The sequence below is a fragment of the Polaribacter cellanae genome (assembly GCF_017569185.1).
Classification (GTDB): domain Bacteria; phylum Bacteroidota; class Bacteroidia; order Flavobacteriales; family Flavobacteriaceae; genus Polaribacter; species Polaribacter cellanae.
In genome coordinates, this window is record NZ_CP071869.1 from 1852353 (window position 1) to 1867164 (window position 14812).

Here is a 14812-nt window from a genome sequence, read left to right on the forward strand (position 1 = left end):
TTTTGAAAGATTTCTTAGGGATTTTTACATTAAAAATTGTCCACTAATTGAAGTATTGTCTTGCACTTTGTGCATAACATCTGCAAATAATGGCGCGCAAGATACAACTTTTATTTTAGAAGTTTCTTTCTTTAATGGAATTGTATCTGAAACTATTAATTCTGTTAATCCTGAGTTTTCTATTTTTTCGTAAGCGCCTCCAGAAAGTATAGGATGTGTACAAATTGCACGAACACTTAAAGCGCCTCTTTCTATCATTAAATTGGCTGCGTGTGCTAAGGTTCCTCCAGTGTCTATCATATCGTCTACCAAAATAACATTTTTACCTTTTACATCTCCAATTAATTCCATATGAGAAATTACATTGGCTTTTTTACGTTGTTTGTAACAAATTACAACATCGCTATGTAAGTGCTTAGAATATGCATACGCTCTTTTTGAACCTCCCATATCTGGAGATGCAATTGTAAGGTTCTCCAGTTTTAAACTTTTAATATAAGGCATAAAAATAGTAGATGCGAATAAGTGGTCTACTGGCTTTTCGAAAAAACCTTGTATTTGATCTGCGTGTAAATCCATCGTCATAATTCTGGTAGCTCCTGCAGATTGTAATAAATTGGCTACTAATTTTGCTCCAATTGCAACTCTTGGCTGATCTTTTCTATCTTGTCTTGCCCAACCAAAATAGGGCATAACTGCTGTAATGTGTCTTGCTGATGCTCTTTTTGCGGCATCTAACATTAATAACATTTCCATTAAATTGTCTGCATTTGGAAACGTAGATCCTATAATAAAAACGCGCCTTCCTCTTACAGATTCTTCGAAAGCTGGCTGAAATTCTCCATCGCTAAACTTGGTTGTTTTAACTTTTCCTAGAGTTGTGTTGTATTCTTTTGCAATTTTTTCTGCTAATGTTACGCTCTGTGAGCATGCAAATAATTTTGGCGCAAGTTGATTTGTAGGCATTTAGTGATGGTTTTTTTGTTGTGTTGTTGTAAGTGAACAAAAGTAGAAATTATTTATTGACTTTGAAATTAATTTTTTGACTTTAAAATAAAATATTTTAATACATTTGTACTCGCTTAAAATTGGTTCAAAGTTCAAAGTTTAAGTGAAAATTCTAAAATTGCTCAAGTGGCGGAATTGGTAGACGCGCTGGATTCAAAATCCAGATTTGAAATTTAATGCCTCGGTGGCGGAATTGGTAGACGCGCCGGATTCAAAATCCGGTACTGCAAGGTGTGTGGGTTCGATTCCCACCCGAGGTACGAAAAAGCTTAGATGAAAATCTAGGCTTTTTTTATGCTTAGGTACAACATAGGTACAACATTTTAGCATTTTATATAGGTAGGTATTACTTGCTATAAATTGATATCACTTGATACTAAACCTCATTTGAACTTAGATTTTATACCGAGATACTCTCAGTTTTAAGGCTGTTTTCCCTAAATAAAGCTAAATCACGTTCTAACCGGTATAGACCATATGCGCGCAAACTATAAACTTTCTTACGGCAACACTTCTTATATTTTGGACCACCACATAGCGGACATTGCTTATTCGGTTGATGCTTGATTCCGGAAATGGTTATTTCAAGCAGCGCAATAATGTCTTCATAATCTTTAAGACCATATTCTTCCCGATAAAATTGAGCAATACCTTTAAAGTGATGTTCGTACTCGCCATTGGCGTACTTGTCATTTGCTACTTTGTAGTGATAATTAGCGAAAAAGGGATATATGACCTCTCTATAGAAATCTTCAAAAACGATTCCTCGTTTTTTTAATTTTAGTAGTTTATGGGGTATATTCAGGCAGCATTCGCCTTCTTTTGAAATATGGAAATCCCAATCCCTTTCAATTATTTCTGTCTTCTCAATTACGATTGGTATGGTGTACGGGTAGTTTTTCTCATTGACTAAAATGAGTATTTCAAACTGCCCCCAGAGTTTATCATTTCTGTCGAGTACACTTATTTTACCCTCAAGAGCTAAATACCCGGTTTTAGGACTTTCAACTTTCTCAAATGAAAAATATTTGTTTAGAAAGCCATCAACATCTTTCTTTAATGCATTTTTAGCCATAATTAAAGTAGGGTTTGCTTTTTGAGGCTATTGGGTATAAATCTCTGCTATTTCTACTGGGGTCAGGTGTAACGTTAATGGTAAGCACTAAAACACCCATATCGTTTTGAACGGCTAGTTTATTGTCAACTAGATATCTTTCCCAATCAAAATTGTATTGGTAGTATTTTCGTCCATCCTCATAGTCGTGTATTTCTTTACTTCGCTGCTCAAAATACCTGTCTTTTCTCAGCTGAATGGTTATGTTGTGTCCAACAACTATTCCGCTGTTTTTGGCATTGCTCTGCATTTTAGGTGCAAGACTTGTGTGAAGGCTACAAGTAGTAACTTCACCTGATTCCCCAATGCCAGAATAGAACCAATCCACCTGTTTCGAATGACCTAAATCCAGCCCAGCCCTGGTATGAATATCTTGTATGCCATTTTCCTCAAAAAAGTCCTTTAGGTCATTTTTAACGAAGTATGATATCATCGAAAAAGACTTTAGCGCGTCTTCAACTGCTTTAAGCTTTTCGATATTCTTTCCGCCAAAATACACCATTAGGCCATCACCTTGAATACGATGGACATATCCGCCGCAGAGGTTAACCGCAAACATTGATGCTCTGATGATACTTTCGGTAATCAATCTTACCGTTGCCTTAGTGAAATTATTGAATAGCTTGGTGCTTTTCTTTACGTCTATAAAACCTGAAATAATCCAATGTTCTTCAACCAAATCAGTACCCTTTAGGTAAGCAAAATCTGGATGGCTTCCTAAGGGTTGGTAGTCGAAAGTCTCAGGCACACCCATTCCTTTGGCAAACAATTTCATCTCGGATGATAGTTCCCTGCCTGGTAGCTCGTTCCTTAATGATTTAAGGTACTCACGATTGCTTTCTAGCGCAGACTCACTAAGCCCAAGAATTCTGTTTGATTTTGTAGGGTCGTTCTCGACCGCTTTTTTAATTACATTTTTGTAGTCTTCAAATAAGTTCATTTTATGAGGTAATTTTAATTAATATGTAGGTTAAGGGTGCCAATAGCACAAATTGTATGATTAATAGGCCACAAGCCCATTTTAGTTTTTTGAATTTTGATTTCAGGCCTTTTGAAAGCACATACACTTGGTTTCTCAAATCTTTTTTGTCCCCTTTTTTGCCTTGCTCTTTTGATAAATCAAAAAATTCTTGAGCACTTTTTTCCGCAATACTGGCGAAATAGTACAACGACTCTATTTCCGTCTTGGGCGATAAATAAGGCATACTTGCCAATGCCAATAGTATTAGGCTGCCCACGCCGAAAGCAATGATGGCAGCCAACAATATCAAGAGCCAAATTTCCTTATCTAGAAGGTCTTGGATTTGGGTTAGCAACGTAATCGAACCACCAGTAATAAAGGTGTTGATGGCGATATATACCGCAGTTTTGTTATTCACACTATCGTAATAGTGGTCCAAACGGGTCATTGTGTATTCTAGTCTTTCTTTTTCCATAGCGAAATTTGATTAATAACTAGGCTGATTCCCTAAGAGCCAGCCTAGTTGTTTACCTGATAGCTTTTGCAATGGCCGAAACAGCCGCAACAAATGTTACCACAGTAAGAATTGTGGAAATAACTCTTGCGTTATCCCCTTTTAAATGAAGACAAGTGTCTTTCTCGCAAAGACTCAACTTGTCATTTTGAAATGAATAATTCATACTCAAAATTTAAATTAGCCCAAGTTCACAGCATTTGGGTTTCGCTGAAGTGCTACTTACTTTTATCAGTAACGCCTTTGAATTTTCCGCCGCTGGTCTTTACATCCATAAATCTTCCAGAGTTGGAATCTCGTTTAACGTAAAGCCCAGTTTTTGGGTTTAGAACTTGGGAACGGTTTTTAACTGCCCCTTTTCTTGCATTGTCGCCATACGGCTTGTTCTTTGCCATAACAAATTGATTTAAAAAATTATACAAATAGTGCGTGCCACCAATTGGTAGCTGACTATTACTTACTCTAAAAGGAAAGGGAGGATTGTGTGCGGAAGACTTGTAAATACCAAAATAAACGGTATATTTGTGTCGCTTAAAACAAAGTCTTTACAGATAATATTCCAATCTTATCTTAAAGTAAATAATAGAGCTGGTATCACATAGATATCAGCTTTTTTTATAGTGCTTTTATAAATTCCATATACTTTTTTCTTTAACAATAGTGCTCAATATTTCATTGACCGATAGGGCATTTACCCCATTAGTCTCGGCACACTCTTTTATAATATCATTTCTTTCTACGAGAACGCCATTTATAGTTTTACAATAGTAAATAGCGGCGAAATCCATAATTTGTAATCCCCCGAACTTTATACTTTCCTTGCAGCAAAACTTAAAAAATTCGCCTTCGAGCGAATATGTTTTTATTTTGCCTTCTTCAACCAACCGTTTTAAATGATTGCGTTGCACGTAATCGTAACAAGTTGATTCCAGAGCCATTTCAGTAACATAAAATGAATCTGTTGAACTGTCCAATATTCTTAGACTGTCCAACAGAAGCAATAATTCTATGTCGCTGAATATATACATCTAGTTTCGCATAAAATTTTTTCCGCCAAATCTGGCATTAATATCTTTTATAGTCATATTCGATAATTCTGCCGCTTTCGTTGGCGACAAAAGGGACTTACCTTCTTGATTATCCATATTTAGTCCTTTGGCCAACAGGCTAAAAAACCGTTTTGGCTTTTCAACACCATTATACTCACCAAATGAAGTGTCATCATTTTCTCGCCATTGGTCATATTTTTCTTTCCACGAGTGATAGGTGTCCCAATCAATTATTTTGAGGGTAAGCGCACGAATTATGATAGCCAAAATGGATATTCCGTATGCAGCTTTGATACTTTTTAATTCCTCAAGAGTAATTCCATTTCTTTCGTTATTAAAGTGGTCATAAAGTACGTCTTCAAAAAGAAGCATCGCTCCTGCAAAATGGTCACAAAAGCGTTCGATTTTTTTATGGTCATCAATATCAAAATCAAGAATTAAATGAGCCAGTTCGTGTAACGTGGTAAAACGCCTTCTAGCTACATCTGGATTTATTGCGTTAAGGACAATAATAGGGACTTCACCTGCCCAACCCGAAAACGCAACAAAACTATTTGGCTTTTCAACCTCAAAGATTTTAACACCTTTATTTTCCAATAGATGAATCACATCGTAAATTGGGTTTTTCCCAAGTTTCCATTTTTTACGAATTACTTTAACTGCATCTTCAACATCGGTGCCTTTGCTTATCACAATATTCTCTACTGGATTTTTGAACTTGATTTTATCGTCCATTATATTTTCCAGTTCTATAATGTTAAAGAAATCACTCGAAATACTTTCTATGATTTCATTTTCAAAGACCTTATGCGACTCTTGTTTTTCACGATACTCAATATTGGTCATTGAAAAGGCAGACTTATCGCCAGGGCGATATTCCAAATTAGTACTTTCGGTATTTATAATATCGAATGGCTTTAATTTTAAAACCTTAGAAAAACGTATTAAATGGTTTGTTTTCATTTCTCGCTTTCCTTCTTCAAATTTTTGGATATAAGAAACTGAAAACCCCGTATAATCGGCAAATTCCTGCTGGGATAGACCTGCATCTTGCCGTAACTGTTTTATTCTTTTTCCAAGTTCCATTTTTAAACGTGTTAGTTCAACTTTTTACAAAGATACGAAATTTATCAATACACACACAAAAATATAATATTGTTTATTATTGTGTGTATTATTATTCTATTTAATGGTCTATTTAGGTTAATTGTCCCAAAAAAAGTATATATTTGGGACAAAATAAATTGATTGAAGTCAATAAAAGAGAAAATAAAGGACGAAATTAAAGCAGGGAACAGGGGTAAGATAGTGTTGCCGTCAGACTTTGAGATTAAATATGGTGTAGAAAACACCAAGAAATCTTTATTGCGACTTACCAATGAAGGCTTTCTGGAACGTTTGGCGCGCGGTATTTACCTATATCCCGAACGAGATGAACTTTTAGGGGTGCTTTATCCCGATATTGAAACTATCGCGGAAGAAATCGCCCTTCGAGATAATGCACGTATCATTCCAACAGGAATCCAAGCCTTAAACCTGCTAGGACTTTCAACACAAGTTCCGCTGAATGCCGTTTTTCTAACTGATGGCTCGCCTCGAACAATTAGCATCGGTAAACGTAAAATAAAGTTTAAAAAGGCCAGCCCAAAAAATCTGGCAGCCAAGGGAAGACTGAGTGGTCTCGCCATACAGGCACTAAAGGAAATAGGAAAAGAAAAAGTGTCACAAGACGAAATTATTAAGATTAAAGAACAACTGAAAAAAGAAGAGCCAGAAAACCTATACCACGATATGAAACTTGCGCCATCGTGGATAGCTGATATTTTGGGGGATTTACTTCGATACTATTATGAGTGATTTTATAGGCCTTACGGATGAACAAAAAACAAGAATTTTCACCCAAACAGGTGTAAGAACCGGACTTCCGGCATTTGCTGTTGAAAAAGATTGGTGGGTCACCGAAATGCTTCGCATTGTTTTTTCGTTGTCTTATGCAGAGGCCTTTGTGTTTAAGGGCGGAACTTCTTTGAGTAAAGGTTATGGCTTGATAGAACGGTTTTCCGAAGATATAGATTTAGCTGTTGACCGAGCTTTTTTTGATATGGGTGGGGAATTGTCCAGAACTCAAATCAAGAAACTTAGAAAGAAAAGTGCCCACTTTATCAGTACTGAATTAGTTGGAAATTTTGCTGAAGCAATAAAGAAAAGGAAGCTTCCAATAGCATCGTTAGGTGTTGAGCCTTTTGAAGATTCGGATACCGACCCCTTACGTATTTATGTGACTTATAACCCATTGACAAAGCAAAGCGATTATCTAAGACCAAGGGTGCTTTTGGAAATCAGTTGTAGGTCGCTTCGCGAACCCTGTGAGGACGTACCTATACAATCCCTCGTGGACCGAGAGTTTGCGTCCGAGACTTTTGCCAATCCAACCTTTCCAGTAAAAACGGTAGAACCACAACGAACGTTTCTGGAAAAAATCTTCCTATTGCACGAAGAATGGCAAAAAAACAATATTAGAGTAGATAGACTAAGTAGGCATCTCTATGATTTAGAACGTTTAATGGATACTGAACACGCAACAAGAGCTTTAAAAAATAAAGAATTGTTTTATCACATCGCAGAGCACAGAAGTACTTTCTCGCCATTAAAAGGTGTAAATTATGCCAGTCACAAACCAAAATTGATTCAAATAGTCCCGCCAGATGCAGTAATTAAAGACTATGAGAATGACTATAATGTGATGCAAGAAAATATGTTTGTTGGCGAATCCCTAAGTTGGGATGCTATTCTAAAACGCCTAACGCAATTGCAGGAAAGAATTAGAGGGCTGGATTGGTAGTATTGTCAACGTTTTGCCTAATATATTTTCTCTTAATTCGGTTTTCACTTCCCTATTTACCCTAAAGAAGTATAACATTCTTTAACCAAAATTTTTGGATTATGTGTTTTAGAGAGAGTTTATTATCATACAATATACCCGCAATTTAAACTCGTAAAATACTTCCATCAAAAGACTACGGCATAAAGCCAACGCTTCTTCCACTACTTATTTATTCCGTTTCCTTTTGAGCTAAGATTTTATCTTCCGTTTGGTTTCTGCTCAAATATTGTTTAATCAAAAATTTGAGTATTATGACAACAAAAGCGAGTACCACAAAGAAGCGCAGTAGAACGAAATCTACTGCCAAGAAAGAAGTGAACGGAAAGAAAGTGCCGACACTTCAAATCGAGAACCTTCCAATAGGCAACATCAAGCCTGACCCTAAGCAACCGAGAAAGACCTTTGATGAGAAACAGCTACAACAGCTCTCAAATAGTATCAAGGAATTCGGCGTCCTACAACCGATAACGGTTCGGAAATCTGGAAAGGGTTTTATCATCGTAATGGGCGAAAGAAGATTTCGCGCAAGCAAAATGGCGAACAAGAAAACTATTCCTTGCATCGTAAGAACTTATGAGAACAATGATGTCCTCGAAGTTCAAATCATTGAAAATCTGCAACGAAAGGACGTAGAACCGACCGAAGAGGCCGAAGCGATTGCTTATCTGAGCGATAAGTACTCGCCTTCAGAAATTGCAAAGCGTTTGGGAAGAACGGACAATTTCATAAGACAACGTCTGAAGTTGGCAGGTTTGATAGAAGGTTTTAAGCATTATGTTCGTAGCGGTGAAATGACCATTTCGTTAGGTGTCGGTGTAGCACTTTTTGAACCAGAGGAACAACAGATGATGTTGGAAACGATGGGCATAAATTTTAATGCACACCAAATTAACAGGATGATAAAAGACCAAACCTATGATTTGGAAAAGGCACCTTTTGATGTAACTGATAAGAAGTTGGTGCCGAAAGCTGGGTCTTGTATAGAATGTCCTTTCAATGCAGCCAATCAAGGCAATCTGTTTGGCGAGAGTAAAATGGTCTGTACTAAAGCAGCTTGTTTTGAAACGAAGAAAAGCAAGTCGTTCTTGAACTTGATTGAAAAATCCAAGAAAAAGAATAAACTTCTGATTCCCGAAATACGACAGTATTGGGCAGATGACGAAAACAATCAGCTCATTATATCACAGTTGGAAAAGAATGGCTTGAAGGTCTATTTACTGGATGATGTTGAAATCATCGAAAATCCAATTGAGCCAACAATTGAGGCCATCAAAATAGAATATCAACATTACGATTATTCAGAAGATGAATTAAAGGCTGAATTTAAGGAAGCAATTCAGAACTTCGAAGAAGAGTTGAAAAATTACAATTTAGCAGCGGACAATGGATTTGTAAATGGTATCGTATTCCATCCTGAGACCTACCAGAACAAGGAAGTGTTTGTCAAGGTAATCAAGAAATCAAAAGATGAAGTAACTGATTATTCAGCACCATTGGCCAATAGAAAAATGGTGGATTGTACACCTGAAGAACAAATCGTGAAAATCAACGAAAGGGAAATCCGTAAGAAGCAAATAGAGAACAACAAGCATTTTGAAGAAGTTGTTCAGGTGATTCGTGAGACCGAATACATCAATACAAAGAAAACACTTTCGACAGACGAAATGGTGGCATTCTCGATATCGCTCTTTGAAAATAATGTGGACTATATGAGCCAACAAAAGTATTTCTCAAAGCTATTGGGCAACACGTCCAAGATGACCAAAGTTGAAATGGTTGACAATTTCAAGAAGAAGTTCAAAAAAGAAATCTTCCACAAACTGATACGCTATATGCTTACCAAGCAAGTGCATTTTGGCGAAAGCAATCACCTCAATAACTTGACCAACATTTCATTCTATAATGCGCTACAAGGATATTACAAATCCAAGATTGCTGACATTGAGAAGGAATATGCCGAAAAGAGGGACAAACGTGAAGCACGTTTGAAAGAGCGTATCACAGTTCTTGAAAAGAAAATTCAGGAATTCAACGATTAGCTTTTGTTGTTAGAAGAAGGGTCGGCATTCGTGCTGGCCCTTTTTCTTTTTAATAATAGTGCCTAAAAGAATGTATTCGCAAGGAAAGGGTTATCAATCAATAGTTAGCGCAAAGATAAACTCGTAAAATACACCCATCAAAAGACTACGGCATAAAGCCATTGCGCTCATCCCTCTTCTCATTTATTCCGTTTCCTTTTGAGCTGAGATTTTAGCTTCCGTTTGGGTACTGCTCAAATATTGTTTAATCAAAATATATCATTATGAAACGAGTATCCGAAAAACCTAAAATTTCGCCACAAGAGGCTGAAATGCATTATCAATCGAGTAAAGAAAATTACACCATTGAAAGTGCAGAAAGCCACTTGGCTTATTACAGAGAAAAACATCCAATCTATTATGCGGTGTTATTACAAAATGTTTAATCTAAAATTCAAAAGCTATGTATTTACAAAATTTGCAACAGGATGAAATCTTTATTCCATCAGAAATGAAATCCTTAAAAAGCCTGACACAGATGGAATCCAGACGAGGGCTTGAAAATGCCATCATATCAAATGGCAAAATCGTCAATGTGGTCTCGAACAGCTACGGACATATTCCGAATCAACTGTTCTTCAAGAAAGCTGAGGAAATGCTGACCGATGCCCAACTGAACTTTCACAAGCGCACCATCAATAAAAATGATAGGTCGTTCATTACCGACTTTATCATCGATGATAAAAGCCAGTTTACGGTTAAAAATGATAAGGACTTGATATTACCGATGCTTCGGTTTAAAAACTCGTATGACGGTAGTGAAAAGACCTCTGGTCATTTTGGATTTTATAGAGAAGTGTGCTCAAACGGTCTGCACGTTTCACAAGCAGAAATCGAGTTTTCGATTAAGCACAGTAAGAACAATACACATCTTATAATGCCGAGACTAAATAATCTTTTCGATAAGTTTCTGGACAATGAATTCTACACCATTACCAAGAAATTCGATAAGATGAAGGAATTTAAAATCATCGACACTCAGGAATTTGTAAAAGCAGTTCTCGATAAGACAAAGCTATTCAGATACGAGTGTAGCGACAAGAATAGCGACCCTTCAAAAAAGTCTCGTGAAGTCATTAAAATATTGAACTACGAAGCCTTGTTGCTTAATGAAGAACCGAATCTTTGGCTGGGTTACAATGCCTTTAATTCTATACTTCATAATGTATTGAAGAAAAGCTTCGGCCAACAAGAACGGTTGGATAAAAAGCTGTTTGATGAAGTCTATGCTATGGCATAAATTAAATAAAGGTTTGTCCAGTACCTTAAACTGGATGACTAAATATATCACAAGCATTTACTTTCCCACTCAGCACATTCCCCTACATTCCACGCTTACCTGCCGAAAGAGGCAGGCAACCACTTCATTCCGGGAAAAGAGCTTCACTACAAATATATTGGACACAATCCCCAATTTAAGCGAGCCTACGAACATCAACCCTTGCTACATAATTTTAACATCCAAACAAAAAAATTGAAAAAATATTTGCGTAGTTAAATGGCTTCATATATATTTGTAGCCAAATAACTTCATAATGAAATTGAGAAGAGACATATTTCAAGCTATTTCAGACCCTACAAGACGAGCTATTTTGGTTCTGTTAACCTCTCAGACTATGACAGCAGGAGCAATTGCCGAAAACTTTGATGTAGCCAGACCTACCATTTCAAAGCACATTCAGATTTTGAACGAATGTGACCTTGTCAAGGCAAACCAACAAGGGCGAGAAATCTACTACGAGCTAAAAATCGATAAAATGAAAGAAATCGATAAATGGTTGGAACAATTCAGAAAGATTTGGGAAAACCGCTTCGGACAATTGGACAATTTATTATCAACTCTTAAAAATAAAAAAAATGAAAAATGAAATTAAGGTATCTACAACCATACAAGCAGATGTGAAAAAAGTTTGGGATTACTACACTAACCCAAAACACATTGTCAATTGGAACTTTGCAGACCCATCCTGGCATTGCCCGAAAGCTTCCAATGACCTAAAGGTAGGAGGGGAATACAAAGCAAGAATGGAAGCTAAGGATGGAAGTTTCGGATTTGATTTTGAAGCCATCTACACCAAAGTAGCGGAGGGCAAGGAATTTACCTATGAATTTGGAGGTAGGACGGCCAACGTAAAATTTCACAACCGAAATGACCAAACCGAAATCGTGGTTCTCTTTGAACCCGAAAAGGACAATCCCGTTGAAATGCAAAAGGGAGGATGGCAAGCTATCCTCAACAATTTTAAAACCTATACCGAGAATAATTAAAACAAAAAAAATGAAAAATAATCTGTTATTCGACTTTACTGTCGACAAAAAAACAAGTACCGTTTTTGTAAACCGAGAATTTAATGCAGACCAACCAATGGTTTGGGATGCTTTTACAAAACAAGAAATCCTTGACCAATGGTGGGCACCACAACCGTGGAAATCAAAAACAAAGTATATGAACTTTGAAGAAGGCGGACGAAGATTTTACGCAATGGTTGGACCCGAAGGCGAGGAACATTGGTCAATTCAAGACTTTACTTCAATCTCACCCAAGGACAATTTCCAATTCAAAGACGCTTTTGCCGATAAGGACGAAAACATTAATGAACAAATGCCATCTTCAAAATGGAATTTGGATTTTAGCGAAACGGAAGGAGTTACGACGGTAAAGATTTCCATAAAGCACGAAAAACTTGAAGACCTAGAAATGCACATACAAATGGGCTTCAAAGAAGGATTTACAGCAACATTAAACCATTTAGCGAAATTGTTATCAACCTTTAAAAATTAAGATAGTGAAAAAGAACAAAATCATATTTTGGACGGCTACCATCATCATAGCTCTTTGGGAAGCCGTTATGCCAATGAGTACTTGGATTTTTGCACCAGAGTATATGACAATCGGAACAAAAGCTTTGGGCTATCCCGATTATTTCGCATACGCTTTAGCGATAGCAAAAGTCCTTGGAGTTATTGCGATTGGTTACCCAAAAACACCTGAAAAGCTTAAAGAATGGGCATATTCAGGGCTTGCGTTCACACTTATTTTTGCGTTCATAAGTCACGCTTGTGTAGATAAAAACATCGGTTATATGATTATGCCTTTGGCTTTCTTGGGCATACTTGCACTTTCTTACCATTACAAAAACAAAATTCAAACAATAAACTAAAAATCGAAAAAATGGCAAAACAAATCTTTATCAATTTAGCTGTAAAAGACGTGAACAAATCAATGGACTTTTACACAGCATTGGGATTTACAAACAATCCTCAATTTTCAGACGACACCACAAAATGTATGGTTTGGAGTGATACAATTTTCGTAATGTTGATGGCACATGAAAAGTTTTCAACCTTTGCCACCAAGCCAATTGCAGACACAAAAGCAAATATTGCCGGACTTTATTCTTTATCTACCGATAGTGTGGATGAAATGAATGAAATCTTGGAAAACGGATTAAGGGCAGGCGGAAATGAACCAAACGAATTAAGGGATTACGGTTTTATGCAACAACGAACAATCGAAGATTTAGACGGACACACTTGGGAAATGTTCTATATGGATATGTCGAAAATGCCAACGGAATAAAAAACTGCCCACAACAAAGACGTGTATAAGCAATAGCGGTTTAGGTGCGAATCTAAACCGTTTTTCTTTTAATTGAACTTCAAAGATAATGGGCAAATTCAACTTCGCGACCCCCTCAGCACATTCCCCTACATTCCCCGCCTGCCTGCTGAAAAAGGCAGGCAACCACTTCATTTCGGGAAAAGCGCTTCACTACAAATATCTTGGACACAATCCCCAATTTCAGCTTTCCATTCCGTTAACCCTTCCCGGTGCCCTGGAAAGGAACACTTCTTTCCCGAGCTGAAATTGTGAATTAAGTCCGCTTTTCATCGGAAAGCCATCACTTCGGTTTTCTTAACAGGATTTTCGGTGCGGTCTTCTTGAGCCCTCACTCGAAAATCCTTAAAAACCAAACCGCTGTCTTACACATTTTAAGGGGTTTATAATGGATAAAGCCTTTATTGTTTTTCGGGTCGTCGAAAAACAGGCAGTGCATAACCAATTCTAAATTAAACCCAGCCACTCATTTCGCTTAACTGTCGGTACGCTCAAATCGTAACCGGATTTAAAAGAATTCCTAATGCCCTTATGGAACTTGTCAAGACTGTACAAAGTTTTAGTGAAAAATAAGGAATCTACTTCCTTGAAAATCCAAGGATTTTACTACGTCGCAAACACACCTGATTTGTTCCCTAAAAGTCTTGACAAAACCCACTCTATCCATTGTGCGGTGCACGAAAGAAAAGAACAAACACCCCTTAAAATTTAATTTGAATTGAAAAGGGAAATATTAATCAAGCCTGTAAAGGGCATTTAAAACCATTTAGTTATGAGTACTATTAGAAATCACGTACAGTTAATTGGAAACGTTGGTCAAGAGCCAACCATTACGAACCTTGAAAGCGGAAAGAAAGTAGCCCGCTTTTCACTCGCTACAAACGAGTATTACAAAGACAGCAAAGGCGAAAAACAAACGGACACTAATTGGCATACCGTAGTGGCTTGGGGAAAGACGGCTGAAATCGTTGAGAAATTTGTTGAAAAGGGCAAAGAAGTGGGAATCACGGGAAAGTTAAAGACCCGAACCTATACCACCGACGACGGAAACCAACGCTATGTTACGGAAGTTGTAGCCGATGAAATCCTTTTACTTGGAGGTAAAGGCGATAAGTAAACCTAAAATTAAAGAGGGCGTTCCTCTCGAAAGATGCGCCCTCTTTTTCCATTATTCACAATTTAAATATCACAAACAATGAAAGCACAAGTTAACGAAATAAAAGAAAATTTACAGACATTTGGCGGTACAAATTTCTTCTACCAAATACCACTTCTTAAAACTCGGTTTACCGATGGATTGAAATATTTGTCGGAAGTAGCCGAATGTTTTTGGCTTATTACAGACACTTCCATAATTGCAAAAAGTCTGATGAGCAGAAGCGAATTTGTAACCATAGACTTCAAAAGATTATCTGAAGAAAAGCAGGATTTTACAGGCTACGAAGCCGAGATAATTTACACCGACGGTAACGACAATATTTTAGAAAAACACGGCTATCGTACAACTGATTTTCCGCTTGATGAACTGCGGTTATTTTTTGTAAATGACACGCTGATGTTACCTAGCGAATATTAAATTTTGAGG

Annotated in this window: 18 protein-coding genes and 1 tRNA gene; 13 read left to right on the plus strand and 6 right to left on the minus strand. The window is 37.1% G+C overall.

Translation table 11 applies throughout. The annotated features are described in order from the left end of the window. Window positions 1-24 precede the first annotated feature (24 nt). Complete coding sequence (locus J3359_RS08205) at window positions 25-966, minus strand: ribose-phosphate pyrophosphokinase (RefSeq protein WP_208080205.1); 942 nt, start codon at window positions 964-966, stop codon at window positions 25-27. 220 nt (window positions 967-1186) lie between these two features. Here J3359_RS08205 and J3359_RS08210 point away from each other — a divergent pair. Next, window positions 1187-1268 (plus strand) — tRNA-Leu (locus tag J3359_RS08210). A gap of 140 nt (window positions 1269-1408) precedes the next feature. Here J3359_RS08210 and J3359_RS08215 read toward each other — a convergent pair. The 5 genes from J3359_RS08215 to J3359_RS08235 all read right to left on the minus strand — a co-directional run bounded on the left by J3359_RS08215 (window position 1409) and on the right by J3359_RS08235 (window position 5732). After that, a complete protein-coding gene (locus J3359_RS08215) occupies window positions 1409-2083 on the minus strand; it encodes a hypothetical protein (protein WP_208080206.1) in 675 nt (224 codons plus the stop codon). After that, window positions 2076-3062: a hypothetical protein gene (locus J3359_RS08220; protein ID WP_208080207.1), complete on the minus strand. Its 987-nt coding sequence runs from the start codon at window positions 3060-3062 to the stop codon at window positions 2076-2078. The genes J3359_RS08215 and J3359_RS08220 overlap by 8 nt, the downstream gene beginning before the upstream one ends. Before the next feature lies 1 nt (window position 3063). Then, window positions 3064-3558, minus strand: a complete 495-nt coding sequence (locus tag J3359_RS08225) for a Pycsar system effector family protein (protein ID WP_208080208.1) — start codon at window positions 3556-3558, stop codon at window positions 3064-3066. A gap of 257 nt (window positions 3559-3815) precedes the next feature. Continuing rightward, window positions 3816-3992: a hypothetical protein gene (locus J3359_RS08230; RefSeq protein ID WP_205334768.1), complete on the minus strand. Its 177-nt coding sequence runs from the start codon at window positions 3990-3992 to the stop codon at window positions 3816-3818. 633 nt (window positions 3993-4625) lie between these two features. Then, complete coding sequence (locus J3359_RS08235; RefSeq protein WP_208080209.1) at window positions 4626-5732, minus strand: helix-turn-helix domain-containing protein; 1107 nt, start codon at window positions 5730-5732, stop codon at window positions 4626-4628. A 162-nt stretch (window positions 5733-5894) separates the two neighbouring features. Here J3359_RS08235 and J3359_RS08240 point away from each other — a divergent pair, with 162 nt between their 5' ends. The 12 genes from J3359_RS08240 to J3359_RS08295 all read left to right on the plus strand — a co-directional run bounded on the left by J3359_RS08240 (window position 5895) and on the right by J3359_RS08295 (window position 14803). Then, window positions 5895-6503, plus strand: a complete 609-nt coding sequence (locus tag J3359_RS08240) for a DUF6088 family protein (protein ID WP_208080210.1) — start codon at window positions 5895-5897, stop codon at window positions 6501-6503. Beyond that, complete coding sequence (locus J3359_RS08245; protein WP_208080211.1) at window positions 6496-7488, plus strand: nucleotidyl transferase AbiEii/AbiGii toxin family protein; 993 nt, start codon at window positions 6496-6498, stop codon at window positions 7486-7488. Before J3359_RS08240 ends, J3359_RS08245 begins: the two co-directional genes overlap by 8 nt. A gap of 293 nt (window positions 7489-7781) precedes the next feature. Beyond that, window positions 7782-9569, plus strand: coding sequence for a ParB/RepB/Spo0J family partition protein (locus J3359_RS08250; protein WP_208080212.1), 1788 nt, complete (start codon window positions 7782-7784; stop codon window positions 9567-9569). Between the two features lie 263 nt (window positions 9570-9832). Next, the gene (locus J3359_RS08255; RefSeq protein ID WP_208080213.1) at window positions 9833-9994 is read left to right on the plus strand and encodes a hypothetical protein; all 162 of its coding nucleotides are present in this window, start codon (window positions 9833-9835) and stop codon (window positions 9992-9994) included. 17 nt (window positions 9995-10011) lie between these two features. Next, window positions 10012-10848 carry a DUF932 domain-containing protein gene (locus J3359_RS08260; protein ID WP_208080214.1) on the plus strand — a complete coding sequence of 279 codons (837 nt, stop codon included), beginning with the start codon at window positions 10012-10014 and terminating at the stop codon, window positions 10846-10848. Window positions 10849-11149: 301 nt separating this feature from the next. After that, window positions 11150-11476, plus strand: a complete 327-nt coding sequence (locus J3359_RS08265) for a metalloregulator ArsR/SmtB family transcription factor (protein ID WP_208080443.1) — start codon at window positions 11150-11152, stop codon at window positions 11474-11476. Beyond that, window positions 11466-11876 carry an SRPBCC domain-containing protein gene (locus tag J3359_RS08270; RefSeq protein WP_208080215.1) on the plus strand — a complete coding sequence of 137 codons (411 nt, stop codon included), beginning with the start codon at window positions 11466-11468 and terminating at the stop codon, window positions 11874-11876. The genes J3359_RS08265 and J3359_RS08270 overlap by 11 nt, the downstream gene beginning before the upstream one ends. 10 nt (window positions 11877-11886) lie before the next feature. Then, window positions 11887-12390 carry an SRPBCC family protein gene (locus tag J3359_RS08275; protein ID WP_208080216.1) on the plus strand — a complete coding sequence of 168 codons (504 nt, stop codon included), beginning with the start codon at window positions 11887-11889 and terminating at the stop codon, window positions 12388-12390. A 73-nt stretch (window positions 12391-12463) separates the two neighbouring features. Next, window positions 12464-12769: a DoxX family protein gene (locus J3359_RS08280; RefSeq protein ID WP_243766006.1), complete on the plus strand. Its 306-nt coding sequence runs from the start codon at window positions 12464-12466 to the stop codon at window positions 12767-12769. 11 nt (window positions 12770-12780) lie between these two features. Beyond that, entirely contained in the window at window positions 12781-13188 is a 408-nt protein-coding gene (locus J3359_RS08285) for a VOC family protein (protein ID WP_208080218.1), read from the plus strand. An 811-nt stretch (window positions 13189-13999) separates the two neighbouring features. Next, window positions 14000-14344, plus strand: a complete 345-nt coding sequence (locus tag J3359_RS08290) for a single-stranded DNA-binding protein (protein ID WP_208080219.1) — start codon at window positions 14000-14002, stop codon at window positions 14342-14344. Window positions 14345-14422: 78 nt separating this feature from the next. Next, window positions 14423-14803 (plus strand): DUF6876 family protein, encoded by a 381-nt coding sequence (locus J3359_RS08295; protein ID WP_208080220.1) that lies wholly within the window; start codon window positions 14423-14425, stop codon window positions 14801-14803. Window positions 14804-14812: the final 9 nt, after the last annotated feature.